The sequence below is a fragment of the Aeromonas sp. R10-1 genome (genome assembly GCF_040908465.1).
Classification (GTDB): Bacteria; Pseudomonadota; Gammaproteobacteria; order Enterobacterales; family Aeromonadaceae; genus Aeromonas; species Aeromonas caviae.
Genome location: NZ_JBFODT010000027.1, coordinates 72,614 through 92,108 on the forward strand (window position 1 = coordinate 72,614; position 19,495 = coordinate 92,108).

The window sequence follows — 19,495 nt, forward strand, 5'->3', positions numbered from 1 at the left end:
CCTTTTCGTTGTCCCGGCGAATGACGACTCCCCTCAGTCCGCCGACTCCTCCCGCTCCAGCGCCCTGTCCACCAGCGCGTCCGGCAAGGGCTTGGTCACCTCGACCCCCAGCTCGCGAAAGCGCTCGGCCTGGGCGATCAGGTTGCCACGACCGTTCACCAGCCGGCCCATCGCCTTGTCGTAGCTCTCCTGCGCCTTGTGCAAGCTGCCCCCCATCTGCTGCATCTCCTCCACGAACAGCCGCAACTTCTCGTAGAGGCGACCGGCCCGCTCCGCTATCTGGCGCGAGTTCTGGTTCTGCCGCTCGTAGCGCCACAGGTTCTCTATGGTGCGCAGCGCCACCATCAGGTTGGTAGGGCTCACCAGCAGGATGTTGTGTTCCAGCCCGTAGCGCACCAGGGAAGGGTCCGCTTCAAGGGCAGCGAGGAAGGCAGGCTCCACCGCCACGAACATCAGCACATAGTCCAGGGTGCGCACCCCGGGCAACTGCTGGTAATCCTTGCGGCCCAGCTCACGGATATGGTTGCGCACCGAGGCGACGTGCTCCTTGAGCGCCACCGCCTTCTCCAGATCGTCAGCGGCGTTGTACCAGCGCTCATAGGCGGTCAGCGACACCTTGGCGTCGATGATGATGTCCTTTTCCTGGGGCAGGTGGACGATGACGTCGGGCTGGTAGCGCTTGCCCTTGTCCACCTCGATGTTGACCTGGGTGTGGTACTCATGCCCCTCGCGCAGGCCGCACTCTGAGAGGATCCGCGCCAGCACCACCTCCCCCCAGTTGCCCTGCTGCTTGCTGTCGCCCTTGAGGGCCCGGGTCAGCGCCGCCGCCTCTTCGGTCATGCGGGCGTTGAGCTCGGCAAGGCGCTCCAGCTCGAACTTGAGGTTGTGGCGCTGGGCCGTCTCCTGGGCGTGGGTCTCTCCCACCTGGCGGCGAAAGCCCTCCAACTGCTCCTTGAGTGGAGTCAGCAGGATATCCATGCTGTTCTGATTCAGTTCGCGGAAGTTGCCGGCATTTTGTTCAAAAATACGATTGGCGAGGTTCTCGAACTGCTGGCTGAGGCGCTGTTCAGCCTCTTGTTGCAGTTGCAGCTTCTCGGCGCTGGCGATGCGCTCGCTGCGCAGGGTCGCCTCGGCTTCCTTGAGACGGGCGGTGAGCTTGAGCAGCAGGGTCTGCTGCTGATCCAGCTTCTGCTGAACCAGCATCTTCTCGTCCTGCAGCGCGTCCCAGCGATCCTGCAACCCCTGATGACGCTCCTCCAGCAGCAGCGCCTCTTCACGGCCGCTGCGTCGCCCCCACCACCAGCCGAACAGCAGCGCCAGCCCGCCAGCCAGCATGGCAGGCCACCAGGTCAGCAGCGGGGTCATCGGCGCCCCCGCTGGCGCAGGAAGAGTTCGAGATAGCGGTTGAGCAGCAACCAGATCAGCACATAGAGCAGATAGGCCGCCAGCACCACCCACTTGTGGCTGTTGACCCCGGTATCCAGTTCACTGAACTCGATACCCTTGAGATGGCAGTAGGCCCACATCAGCAGGGGGAAGACATAGAGCAGAGAAGCACGCCACAGAAATAGCCACATGAGTTCATTCAATCCCGCAAAAAGACCCGCCTAGCTTACACAAGGGCAACCCGGCTTGCGATCCTGCCCGCCGCTATTCTCTGGCTTGCCGGCCTAAAACTGGATAAAATTAACCCCTAATAGGTATAGGGGTGGGCATGACGCATTTTTTCTGTCGCTGGCTGGCACACGCATGGGGGAGCCCCCGCAGACCCGAGGTGGTCTGCCATGAGGCACGCCCGCCCTGGGCCATCGACGAGTCCCAGTTCCTCACCCTCTGCACCCGTTGTGGCGACTGCTTCAAGGCGTGTCCCAACGGCCTCATCAAGCCCGCCGATCGCCCCGAATATGACGGCAGCCCCATCGCCGGTACCCCAGTGCTGGATCTCGCCTGTGGCCAGTGCAGCTATTGCGGCAGCTGCGCCAGAGCCTGCCCCACGGGCGCACTGGATCTCTGCCTCGGCCGTCAGGTGCAGACCCGGGTCAGGATAGAGGCGAGCTGCCAGGCCCGTCAGGGCTACTACTGCCTGCTGTGCGAAGATGCCTGCCCCCAGCAGGCGATCAAGGTCGGCAGCGAGGGAGTGACCGTCAACATGGCCGCCTGCGATGGCTGCGGCGCTTGCGGCCTCGCCTGTCTGCACGGAGCCATCACCCTTGTGCCCCAGCTCTGACCGCTGGCAATGACAGAGGGGCCCGCAGGCCCCTCTGTCATTCACCGTGGCATCATGCCATGGTCAGGATATTATCCTGCTCTATGCCGAGAAGGTGGCACAGACGAGTGGGATCCCGCACCGCATCCGCCAAAGTGTACTCCCCCAGCACCTCCAGGAAGGCGTGCATGGCGCGGCGCAGAATGCCCTGGATGCGGCAGCCCCCGGAGAGACGGCAGTTTTCGCGCTTGCAGTCCACCGGGCAGAGCACGTGCTCCATGTCCATCACCACATCGCGCAGGTTGATGGAGACGGCGGCACGGCCGAGGCGGATGCCCCCATGCTTGCCACGCACCGTCTCGATGTAACCCTTGATGCCGAGCTGATGCACTATCTTGACCACGTGATTGCGGGAGATGGCGAAGGTGTCGGCCACTTCCGTGATGGTCGACAGGCGATCACCGGGCTGGATGGCCAGAAAGGTCAGGGTACGCAGGGCGTAATCGGTAAATCGTGTCAGTTGCATGGTCGCACTTGCCTCTTACTACAAGCCAGAAATCAGGACGACAGCCGGTGGACAAAGAGGGGGTCTGCACATGCGTGCGCACGGGATGGGCTTCTTCGACCGAGTCGTGAAGTCACAAGGGTAAGAGCAGCCCGGGCGGGTGTCGACGAAGATGTACATAAATCGACACTTTCTTTGATTGATCGCAAACTTGCCGCCTCGGCGAGGGGTTTTGGCGGTTTCCGTCGACAAATCCCCACCTCCTCTGTCATCGCCGGAGCCGTTGTCCGGCGAGTTCAGTGGGGCTGTTTCAGCCAGTTGCGCAGCGCCTGGGAGGGGATGGAGCTCTCGGAGGCCACCGCGAAGGCGCCCCAGTCCACGGCGCACTGCAGCGCATCGGCCATGGCCATGCCCCGCGCAAGACCGTGGATGAGACCGCCCGCGAAGGCATCCCCCGCCCCCGTGGTATCCACCACGGAGACCGGTCGCGCCGCCACCCTGACCTGCTCCTCCCCGTGAATGGCCACGGCTCCCGCCTTGCCCTCGGTCAGCACCAGCCATTCGAGCTGATCCCCCGCGAGCTGGCGGGCATGCTGCCAGGGGTCGCTCACCTCGCCGAGATCGGAGCGGGAGGCCACCAGCACGTGGCAAGGGCGGCGGGCCTGCCCCCCCTTGGGATACTGGGCCACCACGAAACTCTTGGCGAGCATCTGGCGCATGTAGCCCACGATGGCGGTGCCCGGATAGTTCACATAGAGGCAGTCCACCCCTTCGGTCGGCAGATCCCCCGGCAGATCCGGACGACGTGGGCGCCTGAGGATGGTGCGCTCACCGGTGGCGTCCACCAGCACCAGCAGCTCGCCGGTCTCGCCGCCAAAGCGTTCCACATGGCTGCAATCCAGGCCGTATGAGGCCGCCTGCTCCAGCAGCCAGTCACCGGTGTCGTCCAGCCCGACCCGGGAGGCGATGATCACCTCGTGCCCCGCCCACACCAATCCGATGCCGGTATTGGCGGCGCCGCCGCCGAGCCTGCGCCCCTGATCCACATATTGCAGCCGCGCCCCCGCCACCAGGGGTTCGGCCAGGGAGAGCACATGATCACAGTTGAGATTGGCGAGCAGCAGGATGCGGGACATGGAAACCTCGGCGGGAGGAGGCCGACACCCCGGGGTGCCGGCACAGAAACGGAAGCGGGATCAGTAGACGGGCAACTCCACCCCTGACAGCAGCTCGTCGATGCGTGCCTGGGTCGGCTGCTGCATCACGTTCTGGATCATCTCCTTGGTGAGATGGGGGGAGAAAGAGCTGATGAAGTCATACATGTAGTTCTGCAAGAGGATGCTCTTGCTGAAGCAGATCTGGGCCGGGCAAGGCTCGAACAGGTGCTCCAGATTGATGGCCACGAGGCCGGGGGCATCGCTATCGTTGGCTACCAGGGAGGAGATGATGCCGATGCCAAAGCCCAGCTCCACGTAGCGCTTGATGACGCCTGCATCCATCACCGTCATGTAGTAGTTGGGAGTGAGGCCGGCCGCCTGGAACACCCTGTCCTGCACCTGACGCCCGGTGGCGCCGCTCTCGTAGCTCAGGATGGGATACTGGCAGAGCTGCTCCAGGGTCGGCTTCTTCACCTTGGCCAGGGGGTGCTCCTGGGGCACCACCAGGGAGAGGGTCCAGAGGTAGGCGGGCAGCGCGATCAGCTCCTTGTCGAAGCCTATCTCGTGGGCCACGATGGAAAAATCCGAGTATCCCTTGCTGATCTGCTCCTTGGTGGCGGACATCACAGGATGCAGGTGGAACGAGATCTTGGGGTACTTTTTGGTGAAGTAGGTGACGCTTTTCGGCAGCAGGTAGCGGGCGATGGTGTGGGTGGTGTGGATGTTGAGGGTGCCCACGGTCGGATCCAGGTACTCCCGGGAGATAGCCTTGATCTTGCTCTCGATATTGAGCATGGCCTCGGCACACTTGATGATCTCCTCCCCCACAGGGGTGATCCGGTGCAGGTGCTTGCCGCGGCGCTCGAAGATGCGCACCCCCAGCTCGCTCTCCAGCAAGCCGATCTGCTTGCTCACCCCAGGCTGGCTGGTATAGAGCGCATCGGAGGCAACGGAGACGTTGAGATTGTGGTCCCGCACCGCGATCAGATACTTCAACTGCTGTAGTTTCAAGGTTGCCCCCTCACAGACTGACGCGGCGCTCGTCGATGGACTAGGCCGCCAAAAATGGCGGCCAGTGTATCATCCGGACTGGGCATATCGCCGCTTGATCCTTCATTTTGCTACAAAATCTAGCATCAGCGCGGTGGATATGACAAACGGGGTTCAGCGCGCGTCGGCCCCGATCGGCAGGATGCCGAGGAACTGCAGCAGCCACTGCATCATGGTGGCGGAATCCACCTCCCCTTCCAGGGAAGAGAGACTGCTCTGGTAATGTGCATCGGGCAGCCTGTCCCGTCGCCGCTCGATCAGGGCCCGGTTGTACGCCACCGAGAATTCCGGGTGCCCCTGGATGGCGACGATGTGATCCCCCTGCAGGAACATGAAGTTGGGGCAGAAGTCGTTGCCCGCAAGCAGGGTCGCCCCCGGCGGAAGCTGCTCCACCTGATCCTGGTGGCTTGCCAGGATGCGGATGGTGTCCAGACCCGGCGCCATCCAGGGTTTTGTCGTCTGCATGGCATGGACCGACACCCCCAGCCCCCACCCCTTGGTGGACTTCATCACCTCCCCTCCCAGCGCCTGGGCGATCACCTGGTGGCCGAAGCAGACCCCGGCCAGCTTGACGTTGGCATCGTGGGCCCGGCGGATCCAGTCGCGCAGCGCCAGGATCCAGGGGATGTCACTGTAGGCATCGTGACGCGAGCCGGTGATGAGCCAGGCATCGCATTCGGTCAGATCCGGGGGCAGATCGCCGTCGAGGGCGGACCAGACCCGAAATTCCAGCTCGGGGGCCAACGCCCGGAAACCCTTGATAAACATCTCGGAGTAAACGGGACCAAAATCCCCCACCAAATCGGGGTCCAGCCGGTCACAATCGAGAATACCCAGTCGCATCTGTTACTCCTTGACAGAAGCGCCCCCGCAGACCGGCGGCCTGCGGGGGCAAGAGATTAAAGCCATGGCAGCGAGCCGGTGGCTCACTTCATGGTCGGCATGGAGAACTCGGCGCCGGCGCGCAGGCTCTGGGGCCAGCGGGCGGTCACCGTCTTCATCCGGGTGTAGAAGCGCACCCCATCCGGCCCGTGCATGTTGAGCGGCCCGAAGATGGACCGTTTCCAGCCACCGAAGCTGTGAAACGCCATGGGCACCGGAATGGGAACGTTCACCCCTACCATACCGACCTGAACCCGCGTGGTGAAGTCCCTTGCGGTATCTCCGTCACCGGTGAAGATGGCGGTGCCGTTGCCGTACTCGTGTTCGTTGATGAGGCGCAGGGCCGTCTCGTAGTCCGGGGCCCGCACGATGGCGAGCACGGGGCCGAAGATCTCCTCCCGGTAGATGCGCATCTCGGGGCAGACTCGATCGAACAGGCTGCCCCCGATGAAGTAGCCCTCGCCATGGCTCAGGCCCCGGCCATCCACCACCAGCTCGGCCCCCTCGGCCACCCCCTGATCCACGTAGCCGCGCACCTTGGCCAGGTGTTCCCGGCTGATGAGGGGCCCCATCTCGTTCTCCGGACTCTGACCGAGGCCGGGGCCGACCCGCAGGGCCGCCACCAGGGGCGAGAGCTTCGCCACCAGGGCATCGGCGGTCTCGTCACCCACCACCACGGCCACCGATATCGCCATGCAACGCTCGCCCGCCGCGCCGTAGGCGGCCCCCATCAGGGCGGAAACCGCCTGATCCAGATTGGCATCCGGCATGACCACCATGTGGTTCTTGGCGCCGCCCAGGGCCTGCACCCGCTTGCCGTGGGCCGAGGCGGTGGCATAGATGTACTGGGCGATCGGGGTGGAGCCGACAAACGACACGGCACCGACCCTCGGGTCGGTCAGCAGCACATCCACCACCTCCTTGTCGCCGTTGACCACGTTGAGCACCCCGTCCGGCAGGCCCGCCTGCTTGAGCAGTTCGGCCATGCGCAGAGAGAGGGACGGATCCTTCTCCGAGGGCTTGAGGATGAAGGTGTTGCCGCAGGCCAGGGCCACCGGGAACATCCAGAGCGGCACCATGGCAGGGAAGTTGAACGGGGTGATGCCGGCGCAGACCCCCACCGGCTGCATCATGGAGTGACTGTCCACCCCGCGGCCCACGTTGAGAGAGTGCTCCCCCTTGAGCAGGTGGGGAATGCCGCAAGCAAACTCCACCACCTCCAGCCCCCGGGTCAGCTCCCCCTGGGCGTCGGAGAAGACCTTGCCGTGCTCGCGGCTGATGAGCTGGGCCAGCTCGTCCCTGTGCTGCTCCATCAGCTCCTTGAAGCGAAACAGCACCCGGGCCCGCACCAGCGGCGGGGTCTGGGACCACTCCCCAAAGGCGCGCTCGGCGCAGGCAATCGCCTCGGCACACTCGTCGGCCGTGCTGAGAACGACGGAGCCCTGCTGCTGGCCGGTGGCCGGGTTGAAGATGGCACCGAAACGCTCGCTGCGACTCTCGGTCGTCTCGCCGTCGATGAAGTTGTCGATCCTGTAACTCATAAATCCTCCGTGATGGGTCATCCGTCCTCCCCTCGCCGCGCCGGGGCAGCACAGGGGGATGACGCCCGGGACGAGCGCCATCCTGTGTGATGTGGGGGTCAGTCCTGGGCCTGCAGGGCGTCCTGCAGCAGGGTGAAGAGATCGTCTATCTGGCTGCGCTCGATGATGAGGGGAGGCGACAGGGCGATGATGTCGCCGGTCACCCGGATAAGCGCCCCCTTCTCGAAACAGCGCACGAACACCTCGTAGGCCCGCTTGCCCGGTGCATCGGGCATGGATTCGAGCTCGATGCCCGCCACCAGGCCGTAGTTGCGCACGTCCTTCACGTGCTTGCAGCCCTTGAGGGAATGGGCAGCCTCCTCCCAGTAGCCCGCCAGCTCGGCTGCCCGGGTCAGCAGATTTTCGCTCCGGTAGATCTCGAGGGTGGCCAGACCCGCCGCCGCCGCCACCGGGTGACCCGAGTAGGTGTAGCCGTGGAACAGCTCGATGGCCCCCTTGCCCGCCGCCATCATGTCGTCATAGATATGGTTTTGCACCAGCACGGCCCCCATGGGGATGGCTCCGTTGGTGAGCCCCTTGGCGCAGGTGATCATGTCGGGGATGACGTCGAACTCCTGGGCGGCGAAGGGGGAGCCGAGGCGGCCGAAACCGGTGATCACCTCGTCAAAAATCAGCAGGATGCCGTGTTTGGTACAGATCTCCCGCAGCCGCTTGAGATAGCCCTTGGGGGGCATGATGACCCCGGTGCTGCCGGCGATGGGCTCGACGATGACCGCCGCGATGTTGCTGGCGTCGTGCAGGAAGACAATCTTCTCCAGTTCATCGGCCAGGGTGAGGTCTTCTGCTGGCAATCCCTTGGTGAACGCATTTTTCCCTATGTTGAGGGTGTGGGGCAGATGATCCACCCCGGTCAGCAGGGAGCCGAACCACTTGCGGTTGCCGGGAATGCCCCCCACCGAGATGCCGCCAAAACCCACCCCGTGGTAGCCGCGCTCGCGGCCGATGAGCCGGGTACGGGTCCCCTGGCCGCGAGCCCGCTGCCAGGCCAGCGCAATCTTGAGCGCGGTGTCCACGGACTCCGATCCGGAGTTGGTATAGAAGACGTGACCGAATCCCTTGGGGGCGATCTCCACCAGCCGGTTGGCCAGCTCGAACGGCAGGGGGTGGCCCATCTGGAAGGTGGGGGCAAAATCGAGGTGGGAGATCTGCTGGGAGACCGCCTCGGCGATCTCGCGCCGACCATGGCCTGCGTTGCAACACCAGAGTCCGGCAGTGCCATCCAGTATCTTGCGGCCATCCTCTGAGTGATAATACATCCCCTCTGCCGACTTCAGGATGCGCGGCGCCGCCTTGAACTGCTGGTTGGCGGTGAACGGCATCCAGAATGCGGACATGTCGGGGGTATTGATGTCGCTGACAGGTTTCATGGTCACCTAATCCTTAAGGCGTTTAGTAACACCTGGCTCATGCCTATTAAATTAAACACCTGAATCCATAAAAAAGGGCTTTTATCGCCCGGCTTGGTGTCACCCCTCAGGGGTGGTATAAGATATTTAACACAATTTTAATAATAGTAAACAGTCAAGGAGTGTCTATCGATGGATATCGGTCACCGCCTCAAGGCGGTTCGCACCAAGGCGGCCCTCTCCCAGCGCGAGCTGGCAAAACGCTCCGGTGTGACCAACGGCTTTATCTCCCAGATCGAGAAAAATCAGGTGAGCCCCTCGGTGGCCTCCCTGCGCAAGGTGCTGGAAGGCATCCCCATGTCATTGGCCAGCTTCTTCACCGACGAGACGGAGATGGATTCCGAGGTGATCTTCCGTGCGGACGACATGCCGGATCTCGGCACCCACCCCATCAGCTACCGTCTGGTGGGTCACAGCCGCGCCAACCGCGCCATCGGCATGATGCAGGAGATACTGCCCCCGGGCGCCGACACCGGTGACGACATGCTGAGTCACGAAGGGGAAGAGTGCGGCATCGTCATCCGGGGTCAGGTAGAAGTCACGGTAGGCGAGCAGGTTCACCTGCTGGCACCGGGGGATGGCTACTACTTCGACAGCCGCACTCCCCACCGTTTTCGCAACGTGGGGGATCAGGAGTGCGTGCTGATCTCGGCCAACACGCCCGCCAGCTTCTGACGGGCCTTCTCCCGGAACAGCCCGCCGGGATCCCCCCTGCCCGACCCGGGGATCAGACCCGCGACACGGGCTCCCGCCCCGCCGCGCGACCCCCGACACCACAGGCCAGGGCGCCCGGTTTGCCCCGCCGTTGGCCCGGGTTGTTCGGGGTCAGTGTTTAATGAATTGTTACAAGATGGATTTACAAGCGGCAGGATGTTTAGCATATTGATACGCGGAGACTGACTTTCTGCCGGTTCAAGGAGTGAACATGAGTGACCTGACCCTGGCCCAGTGGCAACACAAGGCCGCCCATCTGACCCTGCCCTCGCAAGCCTTTATCGACGGCACCTACCGGGATGCCGTCAACGGCGCCACCTTCGATTGCATCAACCCGGCCAACGGCCAACTGCTGACCAGGGTCGCCTCCTGCGACGCCGCCGATGCCGAGCTGGCGGTCAAGGCGGCCCGTGCCGCCTTCGACGACAAGCGCTGGTGCGGCCTCTCTCCCAAGCAGCGCAAGCTCATCATGCAGCGCTTAGCCGAGCTGATGCGCCTGAACCTGGTGGAGCTGGCACTGCTGGAGTCGCTGGATATGGGCAAGCCCATCGGCGACGCCATGGGGTATGACGCCCCCGCCGCCGCGAACTGCATCGCCTGGAACGCCGAGGCGATAGACAAGATCTACGATCAGGTCGCCCCGGTGGAAGAGTCCGCCCTGGCCCTGGTGACCCGCGAGCCCCTCGGTGTCGTGGCTGCCATCGTGCCCTGGAACTTCCCCCTGGTGATGGCCTGCTGGAAGCTGGGCCCGGCGCTCGCCACCGGCAACTCGGTGATCCTCAAACCCTCCGAGAAATCCCCCCTCACCGCCCTGCGCATCGCGGGTCTGGCGAAGGAGGCGGGCATCCCCGACGGTGTCTTCAACGTGCTGCCGGGCTTTGGTCACACCGTGGGCGAGGCGCTGGCCATGCACATGGACGTCGACTGCATCACCTTCACCGGCTCCACCAAAATCGGCAAGCACCTGGTGCAGTGCTCCGGCAAGTCCAACCTCAAGCGCGCCTTTATGGAGTGCGGCGGCAAGAGCCCCAACATCGTGCTGGCGGATGCACCGGATCTGGACGCCGCCGCCCGCAGCGCCGTCGGCGCCATCTTCTACAACCAGGGGGAAGTGTGCACCGCCGCCTCCCGCCTGCTGGTGCAAAACAGCATCAAGCCCCAGTTCATGGAGCGGCTGCTGGCCCATGCCCGCGAGTGGATCTCGGCCAACCCGCTCGACCCCACCACCCGCATCGGTGCCATGGTGGACCACATCCAGATGGAGCAGGTGCTCAACTACATCGCCATCGGCCAGCAGGAGGGCGCCAAGCTGCTGCTGGGAGGCAAGCGTACCCAGCCCGAGGAGGGCGGCTACTACATCGAACCCACCATCTTTGACGACGTGACCCCGACGATGCGCATCTTCCGCGAGGAGATATTCGGCCCCGTGCTGGCGGTGACCGGCTTCGACACCCTGGAAGAGGCCATCGCCCTTGGCAACGACACCGACTACGGCCTGGCGGCCGCCATCTGGACGGCGGATCTCAACCAGGCGGTGAAGGGGTCGCGCGCCCTGCGCGCCGGCACCGTCTTCGTCAACAACTGGGATGGCGGCGACATGACCATGCCGTTTGGCGGTTTCAAGCAGTCCGGCAACGGGCGCGACAAGTCCCTGCACGCCCTGGAGAAGTACACCGAGCTGAAAAGCACCTGGATCCAGCTCGAATAACGTCATAAATGACGCTTATCAACAACACAGGGGGGAGAAATCCCCCTTTCTCATTTTTACTCTTTTATCCCCTCGCTCAATCGATATAATCGTCAAATAGCAAGCCATTAAATTTAAAGATAAAAATGCTGTTTTTTCTGGGAAGTGTACTGTTTCTGGTGGTGGGACTGCCGCTGTTGTTCTTCGTGCTGGGTCAGGGGGAAGCCTATGTCACCTGGGGCCCCTGGATCTCCGCCATCGCCCTCATGCTGTGGCTGCTGATGGACGTGGAGAAGATCCGCCGCGGGGGCGGTCGCTGAAGTCGCTCCTGCTGTTAAAATCCCGTCAGACCCATTTATTGTCTTCTTTCCCTGCAAAAGGATCGCTACACTGACTTTTTGCGATGTTTCCCGACATCCGCACTCCAGTGAAGGTTATCCGCATGCAACAACAGATCCAGCGCCAGGGCGTCCTCTATGCCCTCGGCGCCTACACCCTTTGGGGCCTGGCACCCATCTACTTCAAGTCCCTCTCCGCCGTGCCGGCCGCCGAGATCCTGACCCACCGCATGATCTGGTCCTGCGCCCTGCTGATGGTGCTGGTGCTGCTCGGACGCCAGTGGCACAAGGTGCAGGCGGTGCTGCGCCAGCCCAAGGTGCTGCTCACCCTGGCCTTCACCTCCGTCACCGTCGGCGGCAACTGGCTGCTGTTCATCTGGGCCATCAACAACGGCCACATGCTGGATGCGAGCCTGGGCTACTACATCAACCCCCTGTTCAACGTGCTGCTCGGCATGGTGTTTCTGAGCGAGAAGCTGCGCCGCCTGCAGTGGTGGGCGGTGGGGCTCGCCTTTGTCGGTGTCGCCGTCCAGCTCATCGCCTTCGGCTCCCTGCCCTGGATAGCCCTGGTGCTGGCCTCGAGCTTCGCCATCTACGGCCTCATTCGCAAGAAACTGGCCCTGGACGCCCTCACCGGCCTGCTCATCGAGACCCTGATCATGCTGCCGCCAGCTGCCTTCTATCTGTGGGGCATCGCCGACAGCCCCACCAGCCACCTCACCCAGAACGACTGGCACCTGAACCTGCTGCTCATCGCCGCGGGCGCCGTCACCACGGCCCCCCTGCTCTGTTTCACCGCGGCGGCCACCCGGCTCAAGCTCTCCACCCTGGGCTTCTTCCAGTACATAGGCCCCAGCCTGATGTTCATCCTGGCGGTGACCCTCTATGGCGAGGCGCTGGCGCTGGACAAGATGATCACCTTCGGCTGCATCTGGAGCGCCCTGGTGCTGTTCAGCCTGGATGGCCTGCGCAGCGGCAAGCGGCGCCAGGAGGCCGGCTGAGGCGCCGGCGCAATAATCTACAAGCCAAGGGGCCGCTTTCGGGGTATCAATAGGGGATGAACGCACCCCAATCCCGCATCCACTACTGGCAATCCCGGCTGCTGCCGGGGGTTGAACTCTCCCACTCCCACCATAGGGAGTTCAGCTATGGCCGCCACGTGCATCTGGACTACCACATCGGTCTGGTGCAGCGGGGCGGCCAGAGGTTCATCCACAAGGGGAACAGCCACAACCTGGTGCGCGGCGAACTCTCCACCGTCAACCCGGACGAGATGCACGACGGCCTCAGCCTGCTGCCGGAAGGGTACGAGGTGCGGGTCTTCTCCATCGCCCCCGAGCAGCTGGCCCGCTGGCTGCCGGAACACCCCGAGCCCTTTTTCCACCAGGGATTGCAGAGCCGCCCCGACCTCTATCAGGGCTTTGCCCGCCTGCACATGCACCTGGACGGCCCCGCCCCCGACGGCCTGCTGGCGGAGAGCCAGTTGCTGGCCCTGCTGGGCGAACTGTTCCGACTCGCCCCCGAGCGCCACGCCCTGGCGGATCCCCAGCTCAGGTTCCTGCGCGACCATCTGCTGGCCCGGCTGGACGAGCGCCACACCCTGGAGGATCTGGCCGCCCTGTTCGGGCTGGATCGCTTCGCCTTCCTGCGTCAGTTCAAGAAGAAGACCGGCATGACCCCCTATGCCTGGCTCAAGCGGCTGCGCCTCGAACAGGGCAAGCGCCTGCTCGGCAGCGGTCTGCCAGTGAGCGAGGTGGCACTGGCGGTGGGCTTCTTCGATCAGAGCCACTTCCACCACGGTTTTCGTCAGGCCTTCGGGCTCACCCCGGCGGAGTATCGCCAGCAGATGCTGCCCGCCTGAATCGTCGCCGCTGCAATCTTTTACAATCTCCCGTCCCCCGTCCTGCCCCATGCTGTCACCTCCATACCGCTGTCGGAGGTCTTTTATGTTCACCAGCCTGTTTCTGACCCTGGGTCTCGTCCACCTCGTTGCTCTGGCGAGCCCGGGCCCGGATTTCGCACTCATCCTGCGCACCAGCCTGCACAGGCCCACTGCCCTCGGAGCGGCCCTTGGCATCGCCCTCGCCATCCTGCTCCACGCCACCCTGAGCCTGACCGGCATCAGCCTGCTGATCGCAAGCCAGCCCTGGCTCTTTCTCGCCGTGAAACTGGTGGGTGCCCTCTATCTGGGCTGGCTGGGCTGGGGGGCGCTGAAAGCGGCCTGGCAGGGAAGCGGGGATCTGGCGCTGCGCGCCGGAGGCGAGCGGCCGGGCTGGCGCAAGGGGGTGAAGAGCGGGCTGGCCACCAATCTGCTCAACCCCAAGGCGATGCTGTTCTTCATGGGACTGCTGGCCGCCATGGTGACGCCCCAGGTGGATGGCCTGACCCGGGGCTTGCTGATCCTGGAGCTGTTCCTGCTCTCCCTCGTCTGGTTCAGCGCCCTGGCCTGGAGCCTCTCCACCCCCCGCGCCCAGCACCTGCTCGGCCGCATCCAGCGCCCGCTCAACCTGATGACAGGCCTGCTGTTTGGCGCGGTCAGCCTCTCCATCCTGGTGGATCTGCAAGGGCACTGGCCAGCGGCCTGACCGGCACGTCCTTGTTGGCGGCAAACAGGGAGGGGCCTTGACGGACCGCGCGACTACTCCCCGCGCCGCATCCCCTTGCGCAGGTAGACGTAACCCTCCCCCGGGCTGCCCCAGCGCTGATGGGCGCCGTTGTCATAGGCCCTGTCCAGCAACCGGACGCTGTCCGGGCCGATCCAGAGGTACTGCACCAGGGTGGTGGCACCGCCAAAATCGGTGGCGCAATGCCCGACCCGGGTCTGTCCTTTGTACTCCCCGCCCGGCTGGCGGGTCAGCCAGATCTCGCACCCTTCGCGCAGGGAGAGTTGCTGCGGGGTGAGGGAGTCGAGCAGCTCGGGCCGACGCCAGGCGCCGGCAAAATCCGTGGCCCTCGGCATGGTCAGTTCGGCCATCAGGATGCGGCCATCGGGCAGGGAGGAGAAGCGGTAGATGCGCTGGCGAAACGGTCGCTGCGCCCGCTCGGTCAGAAACTGCTCCGCATAGACCCAGCGGAAGGGGCCCTCCCCGGGCCAGATCTCCACCAGCCGCAGCTCGGCGCTGGTGAAGCGGGCATCGAAGGTGGCCTGCTCCTGGCTGGAAAACTCCCCCGAGAACCAGGAGAGCAGGGGCTCCAGCCTCCCCTGCGTGGCATGGGGGCCGGGGGCCGTCACGAAGGGGACGGGCGCCGCCCAGATCAGGCTGGCGTAAAACAGCCCCAGCAGGGCCGCCATCAGCTGTGTCATCGAATCCTTCCGAGTCGCTTGCATGGCGGCGATTATATGAGCGAACGGTGACAATAACCTCTATCTTGATCAACTCCTTGAAGAGAAAACGAAAAATCCTCTCTGCAGGCGAAAGGAGGCGACGCACCCCCGCAGGCCACGGGGATCACGGCTATCTTTGCTGCGACCCGTCCCTGTTGCCACCAAGAGGAGTCCCCCATGAACACAGTCACTCTGCATCGCGTACTCAAGGCCCCGCCGATGCGGGTATACAGAGCCTTTATCGAGCCGGACGCCCTGGCCAAATGGCTGCCGCCCCATGGCTTCACCTGCAAGGTGGCGGCGCTGGATGCCCGTGTCGGCGGCCAGTTCAGGATGTCGTTCACCCACTTTGCCAGCGGCCACACCCACGCCTTCGGCGGCGAGTATCTCGCGCTGGAGCCGGGCAAGCGCATCCGCTACACCGACCGCTTCGACGACCCCAACCTGCCGGGGGAGATGCAGGTCACCATCACCCTCACCCAGGTGCTGTGCGGCACCGATCTCGCCATCGAACAGGCGGGTATTCCGGCGGTCATCCCGGTGGAGATGTGCTACCTCGGCTGGCAGGAGTCCCTGATGCAGCTCGCCACCCTGGTGGAGCCCGAGATCCCCGCCGAGTGACCCGACACGGGGGCTCCCCCGGTAGCCCCCACACAGATACCCCTTGTGAGATAGGGGCCTGATCAGGTATCTCTGTGGGCAGGGCGGGCTGCGTTCTTGCAGCGACCATCCACCGCCAGGAGCCCCCATGAAACGAGTCTTGATGATGACCATGGCCGCCGCCCTGCTGGGCGGGTGCGCCGTGAAGAACCAGGTCACCCACAGCCTGCAGGCGATTCCGCTCACGGCCTTCCAGCAAAGCGAGAGCAACCCCAACCAGCGCATCTACAAGGAACCCGGCGTGGATCTGCGCCAGTACCACGCAGTGCTGCTCGACCCCTTGCAATTCATCCGCCAGGAGAACGGCCAGTGGTATCTGCTGACCGCCAACGAGCAGAACGAGATCGGCCGCTACTACCACGCCACCTTCCAGCGGGAGCTGATGAAGCAGGGCGTCAAGATTGCCACCGAACCCGGTCCCGGCGTGATGCGGGTGCAGGCGGCCATCACCAACTTCGACCTGACCCGGCCCGACCCCAAGCTGCGGGATCTGCTGCCCGCCAAGATCGCCATCAACGTCACCCGCGAGGTAATAGGCAAGGAGCCCTATCTGCTCAGGGTGGGCAGCATGGCCCAGTTGCTCGACGCCCAGAGCGGCAAGCTGCTGGTGCGGGTGATGGATGCGCGCGAGAGCCCGGACACCACCCACAAGGATTCCCCCATCACCGCCCTGGAGATGGAGAAGATGATCGATCAGTGGGCCGCAAGTCGCGCCAAACAACTGGCCGACAACCTGGGGCGCTGAGCCGGACCGAAAACGACAAAGCCTGCCAGGGGGCAGGCTTTGTCGTCGCTGAAGCGCGGTTTATTGCAGGTTCAGACCGCCCAGGTAATCCCGCTTGCCCAGATCCACTCCGGCCTGGCGCAGCAGGGCATAGGTCATGGTGAGGTGGAAGTAGAAGTTCGGGATGCCGTACTCATGCACGCAGCTGTGGCCGTCCATCCCCTTGCCACCGGCCCAGTAGGGGTAGTAGTGGCCGCTCGCATACTGGCTGAAATCGGCGTCCAGCTTGCCTTGCAGGTAGGCGATGGTCTTGGCCACGTGGGCGCGCAGATCCGCCATGGTCTTGGGATCATCCCCCAGCACCGGCGGCTCGCTCAGGCTGGCGGTGGCCACCACGGCGCGGGCGCTGTCACAGCAGATCAGCACCTGCTTGCTCAGGGGCAGCATGTCGACGATGAGGCGCTCATTGAAGAAGTTGTCCACGTTGAATTTCTTCGCCTCGGCGTGGGCCTCGGCCTTGGCCAGACACTGGTCCAGGTTGGTCAGCATCTTGATGAACTGGGCTGCGATATCACGATTCATAATGCACTCTCGGTTGGTTGAAGGCAGTAAAACGAGCGGCTCCACTATAGCGCATCCCCCTTGCAGTGCGAGCCCGAGGGGATGAAAAGCGAGGGCGTCCTCCTTGCCCTGCGACAGGCAGTGGCGATCACCGGCGGGCTGCGAGGCCAGAGCGCCATACCCCGTCGCCGCACCGAGTCCCTCTTTCCCCTTTTTTTGATCTGTGACAGGCATCTCGTTTTTCGAGGGGCGTAGTCTGGAGCCCGCTGCCCCGGCACGGGCCGGGGCACCCATCCCACAAGGAGAATGCCATGAAGATCTACGATCGAAACCGCAATGTGCTGACCCTGGGCCAACGGGTGATGATTGCCACCACCGGCGCGGTCGACACCCTCAAGGAGGCGCACACCGACAACCTGACCCCCTATGAGGCGGAACATGAGAAGTGCGTGCTGCTGACAAACAGCCAGGAGCGCTACGCCCCCATCGAGTTGATTAGACTAGGCTGATCCCGTTTTCCGTCACCCTACTCTTTACAATTCACCCGGCCGCCGCGCCCCGTCGCTGGCCGGGTTTCTCTCTCCGCTCTACTCCTTCTCCGAGCCGCTGCCACTTTACGAGGGCGAGGCGATGCAGCTGGCCGGGATCCAGCCTGATTGCCCCGCTTCGTTATGTACCCAGAGCCAGCCTGCCAGCTCCCGTTCCACTCGAACCCGCTCCCCCGCCGCCACATCCAGCTCCCGGGCGGTATAGTCCTGGCGCGCCTGCGCCTCCCCGGCGCCGATCGGGGTCAGCAGGGACAAGGGCGCCCACCCCTCGTTGCCGTCTCCGGTAAAGGTGCGCACCCAGCCCGGGAACTCGTCGTCCTCGTGGCCGATGCGCACCCGCTCTCCGGCCCGAAAGGCGATGGGATTGGGGTAGCAGGTGTGGTGCGCCGTGGTGATCAACGCCAGCATTGTCTCTTCCTCCGACAGGTTCTGATGAGTAACGTCCAGAGTCATACCACAACCCGGGCCTGACGGCTCTATGCCGGGCCGACTCTTTCTGGTCACCCCCGGACTGCCAGGATCCCCACGGCCAGCGGCAGGCCATAAAAAGACCCGGACTGACAGTTCAGTCCGGGTCCAGTCACCCCTGCTCTTGATGAGAGAGGGGGTTATTGACTGCTGCTGATGTCTTCCAGGATCAGCAACTCGGGATCGACGCCCCCGACGCTGTCAGACAAGGCCGCCGCAGTTAATACCTGGCTGGTCGACAAGGTGACCGGCAGGGGGCCAATGACCGGGCTCTTGTCACCCGAGGCGGTGACGGTGACAAAATAGTCTCCGGCGGCAACCGCAAGATACCCGCTATCCCCCTTGAAGGGCACAGCCTTGAGCACGGGGGTGCTGGCGCTGATGTCTGACCCTGTCGTCAGATAAACGTCCACTGCCGGAGCCGTGGGTGCCGCATGAAGCACGCGAAGCTGCGCCTCTGTCGCCACCGCGCGGCCCGTGTCCGTCAGCAGCAAGGGCTCAATGGTTTCGCCTGCGGGATCCAGCAACTGGCCGACGGCAAACAGGGAGTAGCGGGTGCCCGCCTTGAGCGGCACGTCGCTGGCATTGATCACTTCAGGGGTCGTGGCGCCCGTCGGCGTGACCACAAAATCATAATCCGCCGCCGCCAGATCCAGATATCCGGTATTTCCCTTGAACGCCAGCCCCTGCAACGGTGCGGCGGTCGGGGCGGCACCATTGACCCGGATATCCACGGCCGGGGCGTCAGCAACCCCATGGACCACCCTCAACTGGGCCTGCTCATCCACAGACAGGAGAGGGGTTGCACCAGCGCTGTCGATGGCAAGCAGCTTGACCGGGCTTGGCCCCGCCCCCAGGTTGTCGATCGCCGCAATCAGCAGATCCGCACCGCCGGTGAGAGACAATGGACCCGAGTCATACACCACATCGCTGCTGCCCGGCAGCGTCAGCCTGACCTGATACTCCCCGGCCGGCAGAGTCAGGGGATCGCTATAGGTCTTGAAGGGAATGCCGGACAGCGTCGGACTGCCCAATGCGGCACCGGGCGCGGTGACATGAACATCCACCGCAGGTGCGCTCGGGGCGGCATGCACTACCTGCACCCGGATCTCGCCGCCAGCGGGCATCTGGTCCGGCCGTTCAATCACCAGCGGGCCAAACGCGGTATCGCCGCTGCCCGTCAGTTTACCCACGGCCAGCACGTCGTACTGGGTGTCGGGTTTGAGGTCGAGGGAGACCGGCCCGATGACCGTCTTGGTACCGCTCGGCAAAATCCCGTCCACAGCCACCTCGTGGCTGCCAGCCGCCACCGGCTTGAGCCCGCTGCTCGAGCCAAAATCAACGGCCGTCAGGAAGGCAGCCCCATCGACATTGACATTCACCCTGGGGGCATCGGGGGCGAGGTGGCTGATCCTGATGGCCGCATTGGGCGGACTGCTGTCATTCTCACTGCCTCCGCACGCAGTCAGACCCAATATCATTGCAAGTGCGGCACAACGTTGAATCCATTTCATCTGGTCATTCTCCATTGGTTGGTCCCCACGGGCATATGCATCTCGCTAATGACTGGATCATCACTTTTTGTGCTTTTTTCACCCTTTTTGTGACGCAGCATGGTGCACCTGGCAGGCGTGCTCGTCCCTTTGTTCCGCCATTCATTACT

At 63.9% G+C, this 19,495-nt stretch carries 22 protein-coding genes; 10 read left to right on the plus strand and 12 right to left on the minus strand.

Translation table 11 applies throughout. From position 1 onward, the window contains the following. Positions 1-33: 33 nt before the first annotated feature. Both rmuC and AB5Y93_RS14270 read right to left on the minus strand, forming a co-directional pair. A complete protein-coding gene (gene rmuC / locus AB5Y93_RS14265; RefSeq protein WP_368229669.1) occupies positions 34-1,365 on the minus strand; it encodes a DNA recombination protein RmuC in 1,332 nt (443 codons plus the stop codon). After that, positions 1,362-1,577: a hypothetical protein gene (locus tag AB5Y93_RS14270; protein ID WP_010672501.1), complete on the minus strand. Its 216-nt coding sequence runs from the start codon at positions 1,575-1,577 to the stop codon at positions 1,362-1,364. Before AB5Y93_RS14270 ends, rmuC begins: the two co-directional genes overlap by 4 nt. Positions 1,578-1,714: 137 nt before the next feature. Here AB5Y93_RS14270 and AB5Y93_RS14275 point away from each other — a divergent pair, with 137 nt between their 5' ends. Next, the gene (locus AB5Y93_RS14275) at positions 1,715-2,227 is read left to right on the plus strand and encodes a ferredoxin-type protein NapF (protein WP_010672500.1); all 513 of its coding nucleotides are present in this window, start codon (positions 1,715-1,717) and stop codon (positions 2,225-2,227) included. Between the two features lie 52 nt (positions 2,228-2,279). Here AB5Y93_RS14275 and AB5Y93_RS14280 read toward each other — a convergent pair whose 3' ends face one another. The 6 genes from AB5Y93_RS14280 to AB5Y93_RS14305 form a co-directional block, all read right to left on the minus strand. Then, positions 2,280-2,732 (minus strand): Rrf2 family transcriptional regulator, encoded by a 453-nt coding sequence (locus AB5Y93_RS14280; RefSeq protein ID WP_010672499.1) that lies wholly within the window; start codon positions 2,730-2,732, stop codon positions 2,280-2,282. A 275-nt stretch (positions 2,733-3,007) separates the two neighbouring features. Next, positions 3,008-3,847 carry a PfkB family carbohydrate kinase gene (locus tag AB5Y93_RS14285; RefSeq protein WP_010672498.1) on the minus strand — a complete coding sequence of 280 codons (840 nt, stop codon included), beginning with the start codon at positions 3,845-3,847 and terminating at the stop codon, positions 3,008-3,010. 60 nt (positions 3,848-3,907) lie between these two features. After that, positions 3,908-4,879 (minus strand): LysR substrate-binding domain-containing protein, encoded by a 972-nt coding sequence (locus AB5Y93_RS14290; RefSeq protein WP_041212153.1) that lies wholly within the window; start codon positions 4,877-4,879, stop codon positions 3,908-3,910. A gap of 153 nt (positions 4,880-5,032) precedes the next feature. Beyond that, positions 5,033-5,761 (minus strand): glutamine amidotransferase, encoded by a 729-nt coding sequence (locus tag AB5Y93_RS14295; RefSeq protein WP_010672496.1) that lies wholly within the window; start codon positions 5,759-5,761, stop codon positions 5,033-5,035. 83 nt (positions 5,762-5,844) lie between these two features. Then, complete coding sequence (locus AB5Y93_RS14300; protein WP_368229671.1) at positions 5,845-7,341, minus strand: CoA-acylating methylmalonate-semialdehyde dehydrogenase; 1,497 nt, start codon at positions 7,339-7,341, stop codon at positions 5,845-5,847. Between the two features lie 98 nt (positions 7,342-7,439). After that, the gene (locus AB5Y93_RS14305) at positions 7,440-8,768 is read right to left on the minus strand and encodes an aspartate aminotransferase family protein (protein ID WP_045522440.1); all 1,329 of its coding nucleotides are present in this window, start codon (positions 8,766-8,768) and stop codon (positions 7,440-7,442) included. A 171-nt stretch (positions 8,769-8,939) separates the two neighbouring features. Here AB5Y93_RS14305 and AB5Y93_RS14310 point away from each other — a divergent pair, with 171 nt between their 5' ends. From AB5Y93_RS14310 to AB5Y93_RS14335, 6 genes are all read left to right on the plus strand, one after another. After that, complete coding sequence (locus tag AB5Y93_RS14310; protein WP_010672493.1) at positions 8,940-9,482, plus strand: cupin domain-containing protein; 543 nt, start codon at positions 8,940-8,942, stop codon at positions 9,480-9,482. Positions 9,483-9,732: 250 nt separating this feature from the next. Next, the gene (locus tag AB5Y93_RS14315) at positions 9,733-11,229 is read left to right on the plus strand and encodes an aldehyde dehydrogenase (protein WP_270830039.1); all 1,497 of its coding nucleotides are present in this window, start codon (positions 9,733-9,735) and stop codon (positions 11,227-11,229) included. Positions 11,230-11,354: 125 nt separating this feature from the next. Then, positions 11,355-11,528: a hypothetical protein gene (locus AB5Y93_RS14320; RefSeq protein WP_010672491.1), complete on the plus strand. Its 174-nt coding sequence runs from the start codon at positions 11,355-11,357 to the stop codon at positions 11,526-11,528. Between the two features lie 122 nt (positions 11,529-11,650). Beyond that, positions 11,651-12,547, plus strand: coding sequence for an EamA family transporter RarD (gene rarD, locus AB5Y93_RS14325; RefSeq protein WP_010672490.1), 897 nt, complete (start codon positions 11,651-11,653; stop codon positions 12,545-12,547). A gap of 56 nt (positions 12,548-12,603) precedes the next feature. Further along, positions 12,604-13,407: an AraC family transcriptional regulator gene (locus tag AB5Y93_RS14330; protein WP_134996685.1), complete on the plus strand. Its 804-nt coding sequence runs from the start codon at positions 12,604-12,606 to the stop codon at positions 13,405-13,407. An 85-nt stretch (positions 13,408-13,492) separates the two neighbouring features. Continuing rightward, positions 13,493-14,131 carry a LysE family translocator gene (locus tag AB5Y93_RS14335; protein WP_010672488.1) on the plus strand — a complete coding sequence of 213 codons (639 nt, stop codon included), beginning with the start codon at positions 13,493-13,495 and terminating at the stop codon, positions 14,129-14,131. Between the two features lie 53 nt (positions 14,132-14,184). On the opposite strand, the gene AB5Y93_RS14340 is transcribed toward AB5Y93_RS14335, so the two are convergent. Continuing rightward, complete coding sequence (locus AB5Y93_RS14340; RefSeq protein ID WP_041212148.1) at positions 14,185-14,850, minus strand: chromophore lyase CpcT/CpeT; 666 nt, start codon at positions 14,848-14,850, stop codon at positions 14,185-14,187. Between the two features lie 198 nt (positions 14,851-15,048). Here AB5Y93_RS14340 and AB5Y93_RS14345 point away from each other — a divergent pair, with 198 nt between their 5' ends. Then, positions 15,049-15,492 (plus strand): SRPBCC family protein, encoded by a 444-nt coding sequence (locus AB5Y93_RS14345; RefSeq protein ID WP_270698172.1) that lies wholly within the window; start codon positions 15,049-15,051, stop codon positions 15,490-15,492. Between the two features lie 127 nt (positions 15,493-15,619). Beyond that, positions 15,620-16,276: a DUF3313 domain-containing protein gene (locus AB5Y93_RS14350; RefSeq protein WP_368229673.1), complete on the plus strand. Its 657-nt coding sequence runs from the start codon at positions 15,620-15,622 to the stop codon at positions 16,274-16,276. Between the two features lie 60 nt (positions 16,277-16,336). Here AB5Y93_RS14350 and AB5Y93_RS14355 read toward each other — a convergent pair whose 3' ends face one another. Beyond that, entirely contained in the window at positions 16,337-16,837 is a 501-nt protein-coding gene (locus tag AB5Y93_RS14355) for a DUF1993 domain-containing protein (protein ID WP_041212145.1), read from the minus strand. A gap of 290 nt (positions 16,838-17,127) precedes the next feature. Here AB5Y93_RS14355 and ydfZ point away from each other — a divergent pair, with 290 nt between their 5' ends. Beyond that, on the plus strand, positions 17,128-17,325 hold the full coding sequence (gene ydfZ / locus AB5Y93_RS14360) for a putative selenium delivery protein YdfZ (protein ID WP_219604178.1): 198 nt from the start codon (positions 17,128-17,130) through the stop codon (positions 17,323-17,325). Between the two features lie 105 nt (positions 17,326-17,430). Here ydfZ and AB5Y93_RS14365 read toward each other — a convergent pair whose 3' ends face one another. Beyond that, positions 17,431-17,772 (minus strand): SH3 domain-containing protein, encoded by a 342-nt coding sequence (locus AB5Y93_RS14365; RefSeq protein WP_368229674.1) that lies wholly within the window; start codon positions 17,770-17,772, stop codon positions 17,431-17,433. Between the two features lie 200 nt (positions 17,773-17,972). Then, positions 17,973-19,346: a DUF4397 domain-containing protein gene (locus AB5Y93_RS14370; protein ID WP_368229676.1), complete on the minus strand. Its 1,374-nt coding sequence runs from the start codon at positions 19,344-19,346 to the stop codon at positions 17,973-17,975. Positions 19,347-19,495 lie beyond the last annotated feature (149 nt).